We start from the raw sequence: 13,331 nt of genomic DNA, 5'->3' as shown, positions 1-13,331 counted from the left end.
AAAGTGACAAATGTTCTCGATCGGTGAATTGTCGAAATCCAGCGGCGTCAAGGTTCCAACCATTCGCTACTATGAGCAAGTTGGTCTGCTGCAACCTGCAGACCGAAGTGAAGGCAATCAACGGCGCTATGAGCGTGATGGCTTGAAACGTCTGGTTTTTATCCGTCATGCGCGAGATTTGGGGTTCTCGCTGGACGATATCCGATCGCTCTTGACACTTAGCGAGGATAACAGTCACTCCTGCACTCAAGCAGACGAGATTGTTGCCCGCCATCTCGACGATGTTCGAGCACGGATTGCCAAATTGGCGCGATTGGAAACCGAACTGGTCCGTATGACCCAATGTGAGGGGCACAGCGTGGCTGATTGCGAGGTCATTGAGAGTCTTGCCGACCATACCCACTGCTTACATGAACATTGATCTGCTAACAGGCATGAAAAATGGGATAATTCGGTTTAATGCCTGTCGGAATCAACATCCGGTCTTGTTGTTGTATCCGGTTTATGGTGGTGATGACGGCAATTCAAAATTTGGAGATGCACAATGATTTGGTCGGTCTATCTTTCAGGGGAAATTCACAGCAATTGGCGCCAAGAAGTAGAGCAGGGGGCCGAAGCGTTGGGTTTGGCGGTGCAATTTTCAGCCCCCGTGACCGATCATGCCGCGTCTGATGATTGTGGTGTTGCTATTTTAGGCGCTGAGGACGACAAATTCTGGCATGACCACAAAGGCGCCCAGATGAATGCCATTCGCACCCGAACTTTGATTGAGGCTGCTGATATTGTTGTTGTTCGCTTTGGTGAAAAATACAAACAATGGAATGCAGCGTTTGACGCTGGTTATGCTGCTGCACGAAACAAACCTATCATTGTCATGCATGGTGACGATCATCAGCATGCCTTGAAGGAGGTCGATGCCGCAGCTTTGGCGGTGGCACAAACACCTGCTCAGGTCGTGCAAATTCTCAAATATGTCATAGCGGGTAAACTGGCGTAACACTTCAATCGGAATTAATGATCAATGATTCAAATTTATTGATGTGACGATTGAAGCAGACTGCCTTATAGATCATTCATGACCTCAAAAAGACTCCCCGATGATAGTATGACGACCGGCACTTTGTTCCTTGAAGGCGCAAAACGCTGCCTACCCGTTATTCTTGCCGCTAGCCCTTTTGGTGCTTTGTTTGGTGCCTTGGCTGTTGAAGCTGGCATGACAGTCTCCGAAGCTGTGATTATGAGTGCTTCAATTTTTGCTGGTGCCAGCCAGTTGGTGGGGCTTGAATTGTTTGGACAGGCCATCCCTGCTTGGGTTGTTGTCATGTCCATTTTTGCAGTCAATTTCAGACATATTCTTTATTCCGCGTCACTTGGCCGGCATATCTCGCATTGGCCAATATTGCAGCAAGCTTTCGGCTTCTTCTTTTTGATCGATCCTGTGTATGCAGAAGCTGAGCGCCGCCATGAAAGGGGCTTTGAAGTCCAGTTTGCATGGTATTTGGGTCTTGTAATCCCTATTTATATCGGCTGGATCGCACTGACGTGGCTGGGCGCAATTCTGGGTAACTTCTTAAACGATGCTCAAAAATGGGGGATTGATTTCATCTTGCCGATCTACTTCATGGGTTTGGTGTTAGGGTTCCGCAAGCGCTCCTTCTGGCTGCCTGTTGTGGCCGTGAGTGCGGTAGCATCAATCATCGCAAGCAAGACGGTTGGCTCGCCTTGGCACGTCTCCATTGGCGCTATGGCGGGCATTCTATTTGCCGCGGTTTTTGCGCCCAATGCCAAAGGCCAGCCCCCCGCCGAAGTGAGCGTGTCGAATGAGGGTGCGGTGTGATGTCTTCAACTCTTTGGATTATCCTTGGCGGAGCCCTCGTTACGTATTTGACGCGCTTTGGCGGCCATGTGGTTTTATCGCGCTTTAAACACATCCATCCTCGTGTCCAAGCAGGACTTGATGCGGTTCCCGCTGCTGTTCTGACTACACTGATGGCCCCTGCCGTGGTCAGCGGCGGGCCTGCTGAATGGGCTGCAATGGCTGTCGCCACCGCCGCAGGGCTGCGCCTATCGATATTGCCTATGGTGGCTGTCGGTATGTTGACTCTTGTCGTCTTGCGGCATTCTTTGGGCTGACCGAAAGGCGCGCGGTAAGGCGCTGTTTGATGGACATTAAACGCATGAAGATTGGAATTCTGGTCGCCGGGGATTTATCTCAAGAACGCAAATTGCGCTTTGGAACTTTGGCGACAATGTTCGAAACGCTGCTGTCTTCAGTTGAGCCCGAACTGATCTATCAAGACTATGATGTCTTTAAGGATGTCTTTCCCACAGATCCACAAGAGTGTGACGGTTGGTTGATCACCGGCTCCTATCACAGCGCTTATGAAGATTTGCCATGGATGCTGCGATTGCAAGCGTTTATTCGCGAAACACTCGATGCCAATATCCCCATGATTGGAATCTGTTTTGGCCATCAGATCATGGCACAGGCCCTGGGAGGGCGCGTGGAGCGAGAAGCTTCAGGCAAATGGGGTGCGGCCGTCAATACCTATAAGCTTGACGGTGGAGCAGGCGAATTTCCATCGTGGATGAGCAGCGACAGCACCCAAATTTCCTTGCAAGCCAGTCATCAGGATCAGGTCACAATACTGCCGACAAACGCCAAGCTACTTGGAGGCAATGATTTCTGCCCAAATGGTATCCTCTCATATGGAAACACCGGCTTTTCCATGCAGTTGCATCCAGAGCTTTCAAGTGACTTTATTCGGGATGTTTTTGAAACCCGCCGTGGCGACGTGATGAGTGAGGAAGAAACGGATCTGGTTCTGGAAAAAGTGGATCTTCCCGTGGATAGCCCTTTGGCCGGCCGTTGGATGGTGGATTTCTTCAAATTAAATCAACCATAGCGGCCTGTGAATGACTATATAACAAACAAAATAGAAATAATCAGTTGCACCAAGGAGCGCCCTATGTCCGAGAAAATGGTCCCGATCTTCGACGGTCACAATGATACATTGCTCCGCCTTGAAATGGCCTCGCGTGCCAACAAACCCATTTCATTTTTGCGAGGCGATAGTAGTTTGCATATTGATCTGCCAAAAGCAGAACAGGGGCATTTTGCCGGTGGCTTGTTTGCCATGTTCGTTCCACCAAATCAAAAACCGGGTGAGGCAATGAATTTTGCCGACATGACACAGCCTTTGGAACAAGGCTACGCCCTCGATATGACGGTTGCGATGATGGCTCAAGCCTTTCGTTTGGCGCGGGCATCCAAATCTCGTGTTCAGATCTGCCGCTCGAGTATAGAAGTCAAAATGGCGATGGAAGATGGCGCTGTTGCTTTGATGCTGCATATTGAGGGAGCTGAAGCGATTGATGCGGATTTCAATGCACTGGAGGTCCTCTATGCAGCTGGGTTAAGGTCACTAGGCCCGGTCTGGAGTCGTAGCAATATCTTTGGCCACGGCGTTCCCTTCGATTTTCCCGGGTCTCCAGATTCAGGCCCCGGCTTAACAGATCTGGGCAAGGAGCTTGTGCGTCAATGCAACAGTTTAGGGATATTGATTGACCTTTCTCACATGAACGAGCAGGGGTTTTGGGACGTCCATGAAATTTCCAATCGCCCGCTTGTTGCCAGCCATTCCAATGTGCATACCTTGTGCCAAACCCGTCGCAATTTGACGGATCAGCAGCTCGATGCAATCTCGGAAAGTGATGGTTTGGTTGGGCTTAATTATGCCGTTGGTTTTCTGCGATCCGATGGAGACAAGCACAACAATGATGTTGCTCTGGATCTGATGGTTGATCACATCGCTTATTTGCTTGAAAAACTGGGTGAGGATGGCGTCGCTCTTGGATCTGATTTTGATGGCGCCACTGTTCCTGCAGCCATCGGTAGTGTGGCAGGCAATCAGGCTCTGATGGAGCACATGCGAACGCGAGGTTTTGGTGAGTCTTTGATCGAAAAAATTGCCTATAAAAATTGGATAGGGATGCTGGAAAAGACAGGCATCTAATCCCTATTCCAAAGCAGAAAACCAGCGTCGTGCTGGATTTTGATGCATATGATACAAAAAGGCCCCGTTCAAATGGAACGGGGCCTTATCAAAATCAACGGCATTTCAAGCTATCAATCTTCAAAGTCTTCATCATCTTCGTCGTCTTCGATATCATCTTGAAGCGGTACACGCTGGGGGCGCGCGTTGGCATCGCGGCCGATGCGATCGGCAATGTGGGCAAGATCAATGAAATGATCTGCTTGACGACGCAATTCATCAGCAATCATGGGGGGCTGTGTTGACATTGTAGAGACAACACTCACCTTGCGGCCACGACGCTGCAATGCTTCGACCAGTTTTCTGAAATCACCATCACCTGAGAAAATAACGAAATGATCCACATGATCAACGAGTTCCATGGCGTCGATTGCCAACTCGATGTCCATATTGCCTTTGACTTTGCGTCGGCCGGCAGAATCAGTGAATTCTTTGGTCGGTTTTGTAACGACATGATAGCCGTTATAATCTAGCCAGTCGATTAACGGCCGGATGGAAGAGTATTCTTGGTCTTCTGCAAGTGCGGTATAGTAATAGGTCCGAAGTAGGTAGCCTTTACCGCGAAACTCAACGAGCAGTCTTTTATAATCGATATCAAAGCCAAGTGTTTTTGTTGTTGCATACAAGTTGGCTCCGTCGATGAAGAGAGCGACCTTTTCACGAGGATCAAACACGGGTTTTCCTTCTTAAGCTGGTTATAATTGGACCCAACCCTCAGTGATAGCTTGAGACAAAAGCTCAAAAGCGTGGCTAAAATTGCCAAAAATTTTATAAAAATACGCTAAACGATCGTCTGGACTAGTCTTTCAACGATCTGCAATCACCTAAAATTAAATCGAATCTTACACTATAAGGAACAGCGCACAATAACTATCGAGAAACGCACATATTAAACGAAAAGCCCGATTTTTGCTTAAGAAAATGATGTTTCTCGGATTTCTCTTAGCAAATTGTGCATATAAACGTTCGAATGTGGCCAAAGCTCCTTGTCAAGTTGCATGTATGGCTATATGCAGGAAACAGAATCCCCCAATCAGGAGATAGTCTATGGCACGCGTGACCGTTGAGGATTGCGTTGATAAGGTTGATAACCGGTTTGAGCTTGTATTGTTGTCGGGCCATCGTGCACGCATGATTTCAAGCGGTTCCGCAATCACGGTCGACCGCGACAACGACAAAAACCCTGTTGTTGCTTTGCGCGAGATCGCTGATGAGACGGTATCGCCGGGTGATCTGAAAGAAGATCTCATTCACTCGTTGCAAAAATATGTTGAAGTGGATGAGCCAGATACAGAAGATCTTGCTTTGATCACAGCGGACGATGCTGCAACCACCGAATATGAAGACATGGTCAACGAACCCAAAACAGATGTTGTGTTCGACCAAATGTCTGAAGATGAGTTGTTGCGTGGGTTGGAAGGCTTGGTGCCACCAGACCGCAGCGACGATTGATATCAGTTGGAATACCAAAAAAAGCGGGCGCAATGCCCGCTTTTTTTGTGTCTTCTTTCGTTTCTTTGTTTAGAGATAAATCACCTATCACCGATAGAAACTGAGGTGCAACGCCCGTTTTCAATTGGTTGATGCGGTTAATTGCCTTGCTATTGTGTCTGAAGATCACATATCTTTAACACACGCCGGCAACTGATTGTTTGTGCGCATATCTACACCCAGTTATCCGGTTTAGCGGATCTCAAAATTTCCGAGGATTCTCAACTGCCATGATGCGTCAGTATGAGCTTGTAGAAAGAGTCTCAAGTTACAATCCCAATGCCGATGAGGCCTTGTTGAACAAGGCCTATGTTTATTCTATGCAAAAGCATGGGTCGCAGAAGCGTGCATCGGGTGATCCCTATTTCCTACATCCTCTTGAAGTCGCGGGGATTTTGACCGATCTTCGGCTTGATGACGGCACCATCGCTGTTGGCTTGTTGCACGACACGATTGAAGATACGGATGCCACCCGTGATGAAATCGACAAGCTGTTCGGGGCTGAAATTGGCAAGCTGGTTGAGGGACTTACTAAGATCTCCCAGCTCGACCTTATTTCCAAACGCACCAAGCAGGCCGAAAATCTAAGAAAACTGCTGTTGGCGATTTCTGATGATGTTCGCGTGTTGATCGTCAAGTTGGCCGATCGTTTGCATAATATGCGTACGTTGCATTTTGTACCCGAACACAAACGGGCGCGGATCGCACAGGAAACCATCGATATTTACGCGCCGCTTGCCGAGCGCATGGGAATGCAAGACATTCGAGAAGAATTGGAAGGTCTTTCCTTCAAATATGTCAATCCCGAAGCCTACGACGCGATTACCGAGCGACTTGATGAGGTGCGCAAGAGAAACAAAACTCTGATTGAGGAAATTGAAGGCGAGCTGCAAAAAACTTTCGCCGAGAAAGGCCTCAATGCGGTTGTTACAGGTCGTGAGAAAAGAGCCTATTCGATCTTTCGTAAAATGCAGCGTCAATCGATCGGTTTTGAGCAGTTGTCGGATATCTTTGGGTTTCGCGTGCTCGTCGATGATATTGAAACCTGCTATCAGGCGTTAGGGGTTGTTCATACGATTTGGCCAAGTGTTCCGGGTAAGTTTAAAGACTATATCTCCACCCCAAAGCCAAACGATTATCGCTCGATCCACACCACAGTGATTGGTCCTGGGCGCCAAAGGGTCGAGTTGCAGATCCGCACCCGTCAAATGCATCAGTTTGCTGAATATGGTGTTGCCGCTCATGCGCTCTATAAAGATGTCTCAGGCAAGACGAAAGGTGGTCGCTCTCTTGGGCGCCTTGCCAAAGACAGCAATGCCTATGCGTGGCTGCGCCAAACCGTAGAGCTTTTGTCATCAGGGGATAACGCGGAAGAGTTTCTCGAACATACCAAATTGGAACTGTTTCAGGATCAGGTCTTTTGCTTCACACCAAAAGGCAGACTCATCGCCCTGCCGCGCAGCGCGATTCCTATCGATTTTGCCTATGCTGTGCACACAGGGATCGGCAATACCTGTGTTGGGTGCAAAATCAACGGCGCGATCATGCCTCTGGTTACGGAACTGGCAAATGGCGATGAGGTTGAGATCATTTGTTCCAAGGCCCAAACTCCGCCTGCAGCTTGGGAAAGCATTGTGGCAACGGGCAAAGCCCGCGCAGCAATTCGCAGGGCGACTCGCGATGCTGTCCGTGCGCAATATGCTGGTTTGGGTGAGCAGATTGTCAGAAACGCATTTAAACGTGCCCAACAGGAATATTCTGAAGAGCGCTTGAAGCTGGCATTGCCGCGCCTGAGCCACCCGACAATTGATGATGCTTTTGCCGCAGTTGGGCGCGGAGAACTGCCCTCTCGTGCGGTCATTGAAGCGGTGTTCCCTGACTATCAGGATCAGAGGGTTGCTCAAAGCGAGGGGGAGCGCGGTGAAGGTTGGTTTGGATTAAAACACGCCACTGCAATGAAATTCCGCGTTCCTGGTTCTGGTGCCAGAAAACGTGCTGAAAAGAAGGCCGACAAGAACGGTAAGAGTTCCATTCCTATCCGCGGTTTGGCAGGCAATCTGCCCGTCAGTTTTGCGCCAGAAGGCGGGGCTGTTCCGGGCGACCGCATTGTCGGCATTATGACGCCGGGCAAAGGGGTTACGATCTATCCGATCCATTCACCTGCGCTCAGTCAATTCGACGACAGCCCGGATAGCTGGTTGGATGTGCGTTGGGATATTGACGAAGAAAATACCGAACGCTTTCCTGCGCGCATTGAAGTGAGCGTGATTAATGAGCCGGGCGGATTGGCCGAAATAGCAGCTGTCATTGCAGAAAATGATGGGAATGTTGAAAATATAAGGATGGAACAACAGGTTAGTGATTTTTCTGAGATGGTGATTGATCTGTCCGTTTGGAATATTAATCATCTCAATCGCATCATCGAGCAAATTCGTAGCAAAAGGTCTGTTTCAAAAGCGTGGCGGGTTAACTAGATTATTCGGTAAGCAGACACTATGTTATGAGCGGGACCGGGTGGGGCATTTTTAGATGTGACAAACCGGATGCAATGCAAAAAATGATGCCTTCTGTCATCTTGTCAGTAATTTATTTGTGTTTATTGGATATAAAATAGAGCCCGTGCAGTGGAGCATTGATTTGGAATATTGTGCCGATACTTAAACCGGTCGATACATTAGATAGGTTTTGGCTACGAATCCGCGGCTTGACTATCCAAAGGTCTGGTCCCTCATTTAGAGCGCCGGATTAGGTGGGTTTGGTTCGGAACGGTACGCAGTATCCGTTTCACTGTATGAGAGGGAAGCCATTTATTTCGGAGTGGCTTGGTTGCCTTTACGGCACAAACAGCAAGGCTTGTGAATTAAAAAATGTCGACGATCCGTTTTCAATCGCTCTTATGTGACTTGGAACAAAGTGTTTAAATGCTGGACTATTCTTGAGTATGGTTGCCTAAAATCCTAAATGGATTTACAGAGGTTTTGATCATGGCGCAGAAGAATGATCTGTGTCATTGGATTGAGTAGGGGTGGATAAGCGGTGCTATTTGGACGCAGAAACAAGCCAAAGATATTGGAGCGCGTGCGCGTACTTCTTTGGCCGCGCCGAAATTGGTTGCGATCCGGAAAATATTTTATCAAACGTATCCTGCGCCTATCTGGTTCACCCTATATGATCGCAGCAGGCGTTGCTGCTGGTGTCTTTACCTCTTTTACGCCGTTCTTGGGGCTGCATTTTATCATAAGCTGGGCCATCGCTTTTCTGATTGGTGGTAATCTTCTTGCCGCCGCAATTGGAACCGGTGTCGGTAACCCAATAACATTTCCTTTCATTTGGGGAGCAACCTATTGGACCGGGTGTTTCATTTTGGGCAAAGAGGTGGTTCATGGTCAATTGCACCATCTCAAGCACCAATTGTTGACTGAGTCATTCTCTACAATTCTTCCAACGATCGAAATTATGGCGGTAGGCGCTATACCCGTGGGGTTGGCATTTGCTCTTTTATTCTACTTTTTCACGCGGCGTGCTGCCGTCGCCTATCAACACAGGCGCAAAGCATCCCTTGCTCGCAAAGCCTTTCAAGCTGGTCGCTGGCGCAAAGCTATCGCAGAACATGATCTGGGCTCACCTGATCACAAAACATCTTAGTTCAAGGACGCTTTGGTCCGGTGTTGGCTATACGAGGCGCATATGATTATCGGAACCGGTAATGATCTGATGGACATCAGACGCATTGAAAAATCATTGGATCGTTTTGGCGAAAGATTTATCAATCGTATTTTTACACACAAAGAAATCACTAGGTCCGAGCGAAAAAACCAGAGAGCGGCATCTTATGCTAAACGTTTTGCAGCCAAAGAGGCTTGCTCTAAGGCGCTCGGCACAGGACTATCCAATGGCGTCTTTTGGCGTGACATGGGCGTAAGTAATTTGGCATCTGGCAAACCGACCATGGTTTTGACCGGCGGAGCGTTTGACAGGCTTCAGGCTATGATTCCTTCTGGTTTTGTCGCGCAAATAGACCTAACCATTACCGACGAGTATCCGCTGGCGCAGGCCTATGTCATCATTTCCGCTCGGCCAAAAGATTGGCCGGATATAAAATAGTGGTTGGAGTGGTGTAAAAAGCTGCTTGTGAGCCAAATTTCCGACACTATGTACACAACAATGCCCGACTTTAGCGGCATGTTCGATTATTCATTGTAACAAACCGACAGTCCCGCTATTACCAAGACCAAACAGAGGGTTTCTCGCGGGAGCTTTCCAGTCAATCATAAAATAGCCGAAACCGGAAAAGAGAATGAGTGTGTCAGACGATAGCATGAAAGAAGCCGAGGGCGGCATGGGCGATACGATCAAGGTGATTATTCAGGCCCTTTTGTTGGCGCTTGTGGTCCGGACGCTTCTATTCCAACCATTTTCAATTCCATCGGGTTCGATGAAATCTACCTTGTTGATTGGCGATTACCTCTTTGTCTCCAAATACAGCTATGGCTACTCCCGCTATTCCATTCCTTTTGGGCCTCCGCTTTTCTCTGGCCGTATCATGGGAAGCGAGCCAACTCGTGGCGATGTGGTGGTGTTCAAACTGCCGCGTGACAATTCCACTGATTATATCAAGCGTGTGATTGGTTTGCCTGGCGATAAAATCCAGATGATCGACGGCCTGCTTTATATCAATGGCACTGTCGTTCCGCGCGAAAAGGTCGAAGATTTTATCGAGACAGATGAGCAGGGCAGAAAAGTCCGCGTCGAACGCTATCGCGAAACGCTCCCCAATGGGGTCAGCTATGATACTCTGGATCTACGACCGAACAATTATTTGGACAACACCCCAGTGTATGAAGTGCCTGAAGGGCACTATTTCATGATGGGTGACAACCGAGATAACTCATCCGATAGCCGTGTTCTAAGCTCGGTTGGTTATGTGCCATATGAAAACTTGGTTGGCAAAGCTCAGGTAATTTTCTTCTCTATTGGCGAAGGAAAAGCCCCTTGGCAAGTTTGGACTTGGCCAAGCTCAGCTCGCTGGGAGCGTTGGTTCTCTGCTCTATGAGTGATAATTGGGCTTGAAACAGGCCTGTCACAGCAGATGAGAGGCTTTTGTTTGACGCTTGTTGAAAAGATGTTAGAAGAGCCACCATTATCATATTGATAAGAATGCCGCGCAGGTAATTGTCTGCGCGGCATTCTCCGTTTCCGTTACGGTCTGTGATATAGTCTGGTTTGTGAACAAAGAGACTATTTGACCAAAGACCATGAGAAAGGATTTCGATGAAACGCAGAGATGTTGCAAAACTGGAAGAGCATCTCGGTTACAGGTTCCGCGACAAAAGCCATCTGGAACGCGCCTTGAGCCATCCCAGTACGGTGATGACCCCGCGCATGCAGGTTGATGAGACCTATCAAAGGCATGAATTCTTGGGGGATCGTGTCTTGGCATTAACTGTAGCCGAATTGTTGCTTAAAGCCTTTCCCAAGGCTGATGAAGGAGAATTAGCCCGCCGATTCAATGGTCTTGTGCGTAATGAAACGTGCGCTGATGTGGCCAGAGAAATTGGTGTGGGTCCCTTCATCCGCCTTGGCGAGGGAGAAGCGCAAGCTGGCGGCCGTAAAAAGGAAGCCATTCTGGGTGATGTTTGTGAATCGATCATTGGCGCCGTCTTTATGGACAGTGGTTTCGATGAGGCCCGTAAACTGGTGACCCGCTATTGGGAAAAGCGCATGCTGGACTGGACCGGTCCATTGCGTGATGCCAAAACCACCTTGCAGGAGTGGGTTCAGGGCAACAAGCTGCCGCCGCCTGTTTATCGATTGGTGGAGCGCACCGGTCCCGACCATGAACCTCAATTCACCCTGCGCGTTGAAGTGCCCACTCTCGAGCCCGCGTTGGGCACCGGCCCTTCCAAACGTATTGCAGAACAAGATGCGGCATTGGCCGTACTCAAACGAGAAGGACAGTGGAGCGAAGATCAAGATTGATTTGCTCCGATTACCTCAAACAAGGACGAAAATGTCAGACACATCCTCTCTAATGATGCCATCAGGCACAGACACAAATTGCGGCTATGTCGCGCTGATCGGCGCACCGAACGCTGGTAAATCGACACTGGTCAACAAGATTGTTGGGTCCAAGGTTTCTATCGTCACTCACAAGGTGCAAACAACCCGTTCGCTTATTCGCGGTATTGCGATAAAAGACAAAAATCAGGTGATCTTTGTTGATACGCCGGGCATTTTTGCACCAAAGCGCAGGCTTGATCGGGCTATGGTCAACACCGCTTGGGGTGGTGCCAAAGACGCCGACTGCATTGGCCTCATCGTTGATGCCCGTAAAGGTGTAAATGATCAGATCGAAGATCTTCTGGATCGACTTGCCGATATCAAGCTGCCCAAAGTTTTGATTCTCAACAAGATCGACTTGGTTCAGCGCGATACCCTCTTGGCACTGGCTCAACAAATCAATGAGCGTGTCAAATTTGACGAAACCTTCATGGTTTCGGCGCTAAATGGTGACCGCACTGACGATTTGTTGGATTATTTCGCTGCGCATATGCCAAGGGGCCCTTGGCTATATCCCGAAGATATGATTTCCGATCTGCCTATGCGCCAACTGGCCTCGGAAATCACCCGCGAAAAAGTCTTCCTGCGTTTGCATCAAGAACTGCCATATGCCTCCACGGTTGAAACCGAAAAATGGGAGCAGAAGGAAGACGGGTCCGTTCGTATCGAGCAAGTGATCTATGTCGAACGCGACAATCAGAAAATGATCTTTCTGGGCAAGGGTGGTAAATCCATCAAGGCGATCTCCATGGCAGCGCGTGAGGAACTGGGCGAGCTGTTGGGCACCAAGGTTCATCTCTTTTTGTTCATCAAAGTGCGGGCTCGCTGGGTGGACGACCCTGAGCGTTATCGTGAAATGGGACTAGAATTTCCGGTCTAGTCTTCGCGGCTTGATATCATTCTAAAAAGGCCAGAGATGTGAGATTTCTGGCCTTTCTTTTTGTCACAAATCACGGCAGAATCTGGCCATGGAATGGACCGATGACGCAATCATATTGGGCACGCGCAAGCATGGTGAAACATCTGTTTTGCTAGAAGTGATGACGCGCGGGCGTGGGCGACATATGGGACTGGTTCGTGGTGGTCGGTCGCGCCGGCTCCAACCTGTCTTGCAGCCGGGAAACAGTATCAGTGTGACATGGCGGGCTCGCTTGGAAAGTCAGATGGGCCAATTCACCACCGAATTGATCCATTCTCGCGCCGCCAAATTGATGGAACGGCCTTTGGGCACCTATGGCATGCAGTTCATTGCCGAGCTGACGCGCCTTCTGCCAGAGCGTGACCCGCAACCCTATATATTTCAAGCCCTCAGCGTCATTGTTGATGAGTTTGAAGAGGGAGACGTCGCCGGTGAGCTGATGGTACGCTTCGAATTGGCCTTGCTTGCCGAGTTGGGTTTTCGGCTTGAATTGGACCAATGTGTGGCGACAGGCACCTACGATGATCTGATTTATGTCTCGCCAAAATCGGGCAGGGCGGTTTGCCGGACAGCAGGCAAACCCTATCACGACCGTATGCTGGCCTTGCCGTCCTTCTTGCGCGGTGAGGTAAGTTCCAACCGATTGAACTACGCCGAACTGGCACAGGGATTTGCGCTATCGGGGTTTTTTCTGGAGCGGAATATTTACCAACCGGCCGGTCTGACACCTCCCGACATGCGCCAAAGCTTCATCGACGCGGTGAAACGTGATCTTTCTCTGGACGATTAGAAACATTCAACAAGAG

At 49.1% G+C, this 13,331-nt stretch carries 15 protein-coding genes; 14 read left to right on the top strand and 1 reads right to left on the bottom strand.

Annotated elements, in window-relative coordinates; all coding sequences use genetic code 11:
• The first annotated feature begins 10 nt into the window (after positions 1-10).
• From C0081_RS11800 to C0081_RS11775, 6 genes are all read left to right on the top strand, one after another.
• Positions 11-421 (top strand): MerR family transcriptional regulator, encoded by a 411-nt coding sequence (locus C0081_RS11800; RefSeq protein WP_101534034.1) that lies wholly within the window; start codon positions 11-13, stop codon positions 419-421.
• Between the two features lie 123 nt (positions 422-544).
• Positions 545-997, top strand: coding sequence for a YtoQ family protein (locus tag C0081_RS11795; protein ID WP_101534033.1), 453 nt, complete (start codon positions 545-547; stop codon positions 995-997).
• A gap of 78 nt (positions 998-1,075) precedes the next feature.
• Positions 1,076-1,837 carry an AzlC family ABC transporter permease gene (locus tag C0081_RS11790; protein WP_101534032.1) on the top strand — a complete coding sequence of 254 codons (762 nt, stop codon included), beginning with the start codon at positions 1,076-1,078 and terminating at the stop codon, positions 1,835-1,837.
• Positions 1,837-2,133, top strand: a complete 297-nt coding sequence (locus tag C0081_RS11785) for an AzlD family protein (RefSeq protein ID WP_101534031.1) — start codon at positions 1,837-1,839, stop codon at positions 2,131-2,133. Before C0081_RS11790 ends, C0081_RS11785 begins: the two co-directional genes overlap by 1 nt.
• 44 nt (positions 2,134-2,177) lie before the next feature.
• A complete protein-coding gene (locus C0081_RS11780) occupies positions 2,178-2,906 on the top strand; it encodes a type 1 glutamine amidotransferase (RefSeq protein ID WP_180966866.1) in 729 nt (242 codons plus the stop codon).
• 63 nt (positions 2,907-2,969) lie between these two features.
• Positions 2,970-4,016 (top strand): dipeptidase, encoded by a 1,047-nt coding sequence (locus C0081_RS11775; protein ID WP_101534029.1) that lies wholly within the window; start codon positions 2,970-2,972, stop codon positions 4,014-4,016.
• 113 nt (positions 4,017-4,129) lie between these two features.
• Here the strand turns inward: C0081_RS11775 and C0081_RS11770 are convergent, their stop codons facing one another.
• Complete coding sequence (locus C0081_RS11770) at positions 4,130-4,729, bottom strand: LabA-like NYN domain-containing protein (RefSeq protein WP_101534028.1); 600 nt, start codon at positions 4,727-4,729, stop codon at positions 4,130-4,132.
• Between the two features lie 373 nt (positions 4,730-5,102).
• On the opposite strand from C0081_RS11770, the gene rpoZ reads away from it, so the two are divergent.
• The 8 genes from rpoZ to recO all read left to right on the top strand — a co-directional run bounded on the left by rpoZ (position 5,103) and on the right by recO (position 13,315).
• Positions 5,103-5,507, top strand: coding sequence for a DNA-directed RNA polymerase subunit omega (gene rpoZ / locus C0081_RS11765; RefSeq protein WP_101534027.1), 405 nt, complete (start codon positions 5,103-5,105; stop codon positions 5,505-5,507).
• A 269-nt stretch (positions 5,508-5,776) separates the two neighbouring features.
• Positions 5,777-8,020, top strand: coding sequence for a RelA/SpoT family protein (locus C0081_RS11760; RefSeq protein WP_101534026.1), 2,244 nt, complete (start codon positions 5,777-5,779; stop codon positions 8,018-8,020).
• A 604-nt stretch (positions 8,021-8,624) separates the two neighbouring features.
• Positions 8,625-9,191, top strand: coding sequence for a DUF2062 domain-containing protein (locus C0081_RS11755; protein WP_101534361.1), 567 nt, complete (start codon positions 8,625-8,627; stop codon positions 9,189-9,191).
• A 42-nt stretch (positions 9,192-9,233) separates the two neighbouring features.
• Positions 9,234-9,650 (top strand): holo-ACP synthase, encoded by a 417-nt coding sequence (acpS, locus tag C0081_RS11750; RefSeq protein WP_101534025.1) that lies wholly within the window; start codon positions 9,234-9,236, stop codon positions 9,648-9,650.
• Positions 9,651-9,843: 193 nt separating this feature from the next.
• Positions 9,844-10,599: a signal peptidase I gene (gene lepB / locus C0081_RS11745; RefSeq protein ID WP_101534024.1), complete on the top strand. Its 756-nt coding sequence runs from the start codon at positions 9,844-9,846 to the stop codon at positions 10,597-10,599.
• A gap of 218 nt (positions 10,600-10,817) precedes the next feature.
• Positions 10,818-11,525 (top strand): ribonuclease III, encoded by a 708-nt coding sequence (rnc, locus tag C0081_RS11740; RefSeq protein ID WP_180966864.1) that lies wholly within the window; start codon positions 10,818-10,820, stop codon positions 11,523-11,525.
• 31 nt (positions 11,526-11,556) lie between these two features.
• Positions 11,557-12,486 carry a GTPase Era gene (gene era, locus C0081_RS11735; RefSeq protein WP_101534022.1) on the top strand — a complete coding sequence of 310 codons (930 nt, stop codon included), beginning with the start codon at positions 11,557-11,559 and terminating at the stop codon, positions 12,484-12,486.
• Positions 12,487-12,574: 88 nt separating this feature from the next.
• On the top strand, positions 12,575-13,315 hold the full coding sequence (gene recO / locus C0081_RS11730; RefSeq protein ID WP_101534021.1) for a DNA repair protein RecO: 741 nt from the start codon (positions 12,575-12,577) through the stop codon (positions 13,313-13,315).
• The last annotated feature ends 16 nt before the right edge of the window (positions 13,316-13,331 follow it).

Origin of the sequence: Cohaesibacter celericrescens (assembly GCF_002866925.1) — a bacterium.
GTDB lineage: Bacteria > Pseudomonadota > Alphaproteobacteria > Rhizobiales > Cohaesibacteraceae > Cohaesibacter > Cohaesibacter celericrescens.
This window is presented reverse-complemented; position numbering and strand designations above follow the sequence as displayed.

Bases quoted from the DNA above. Each gene is read 5' to 3' on its own strand.
- C0081_RS11800 (WP_101534034.1), top strand. From the start codon at position 11: ATGTTCTCGATCGGTGAATTGTCGAAATCCAGCGGCGTCAAGGTTCCA.
- C0081_RS11795 (WP_101534033.1), top strand. From the start codon at position 545: ATGATTTGGTCGGTCTATCTTTCAGGGGAAATTCACAGCAATTGGCGC.
- C0081_RS11790 (WP_101534032.1), top strand. From the start codon at position 1,076: ATGACCTCAAAAAGACTCCCCGATGATAGTATGACGACCGGCACTTTG.
- C0081_RS11785 (WP_101534031.1), top strand. From the start codon at position 1,837: ATGTCTTCAACTCTTTGGATTATCCTTGGCGGAGCCCTCGTTACGTAT.
- C0081_RS11780 (WP_180966866.1), top strand. From the start codon at position 2,178: ATGAAGATTGGAATTCTGGTCGCCGGGGATTTATCTCAAGAACGCAAA.
- C0081_RS11775 (WP_101534029.1), top strand. From the start codon at position 2,970: ATGTCCGAGAAAATGGTCCCGATCTTCGACGGTCACAATGATACATTG.
- rpoZ (WP_101534027.1), top strand. From the start codon at position 5,103: ATGGCACGCGTGACCGTTGAGGATTGCGTTGATAAGGTTGATAACCGG.
- C0081_RS11760 (WP_101534026.1), top strand. From the start codon at position 5,777: ATGATGCGTCAGTATGAGCTTGTAGAAAGAGTCTCAAGTTACAATCCC.
- acpS (WP_101534025.1), top strand. From the start codon at position 9,234: ATGATTATCGGAACCGGTAATGATCTGATGGACATCAGACGCATTGAA.
- lepB (WP_101534024.1), top strand. From the start codon at position 9,844: ATGAGTGTGTCAGACGATAGCATGAAAGAAGCCGAGGGCGGCATGGGC.
- rnc (WP_180966864.1), top strand. From the start codon at position 10,818: ATGAAACGCAGAGATGTTGCAAAACTGGAAGAGCATCTCGGTTACAGG.
- era (WP_101534022.1), top strand. From the start codon at position 11,557: ATGTCAGACACATCCTCTCTAATGATGCCATCAGGCACAGACACAAAT.
- recO (WP_101534021.1), top strand. From the start codon at position 12,575: ATGGAATGGACCGATGACGCAATCATATTGGGCACGCGCAAGCATGGT.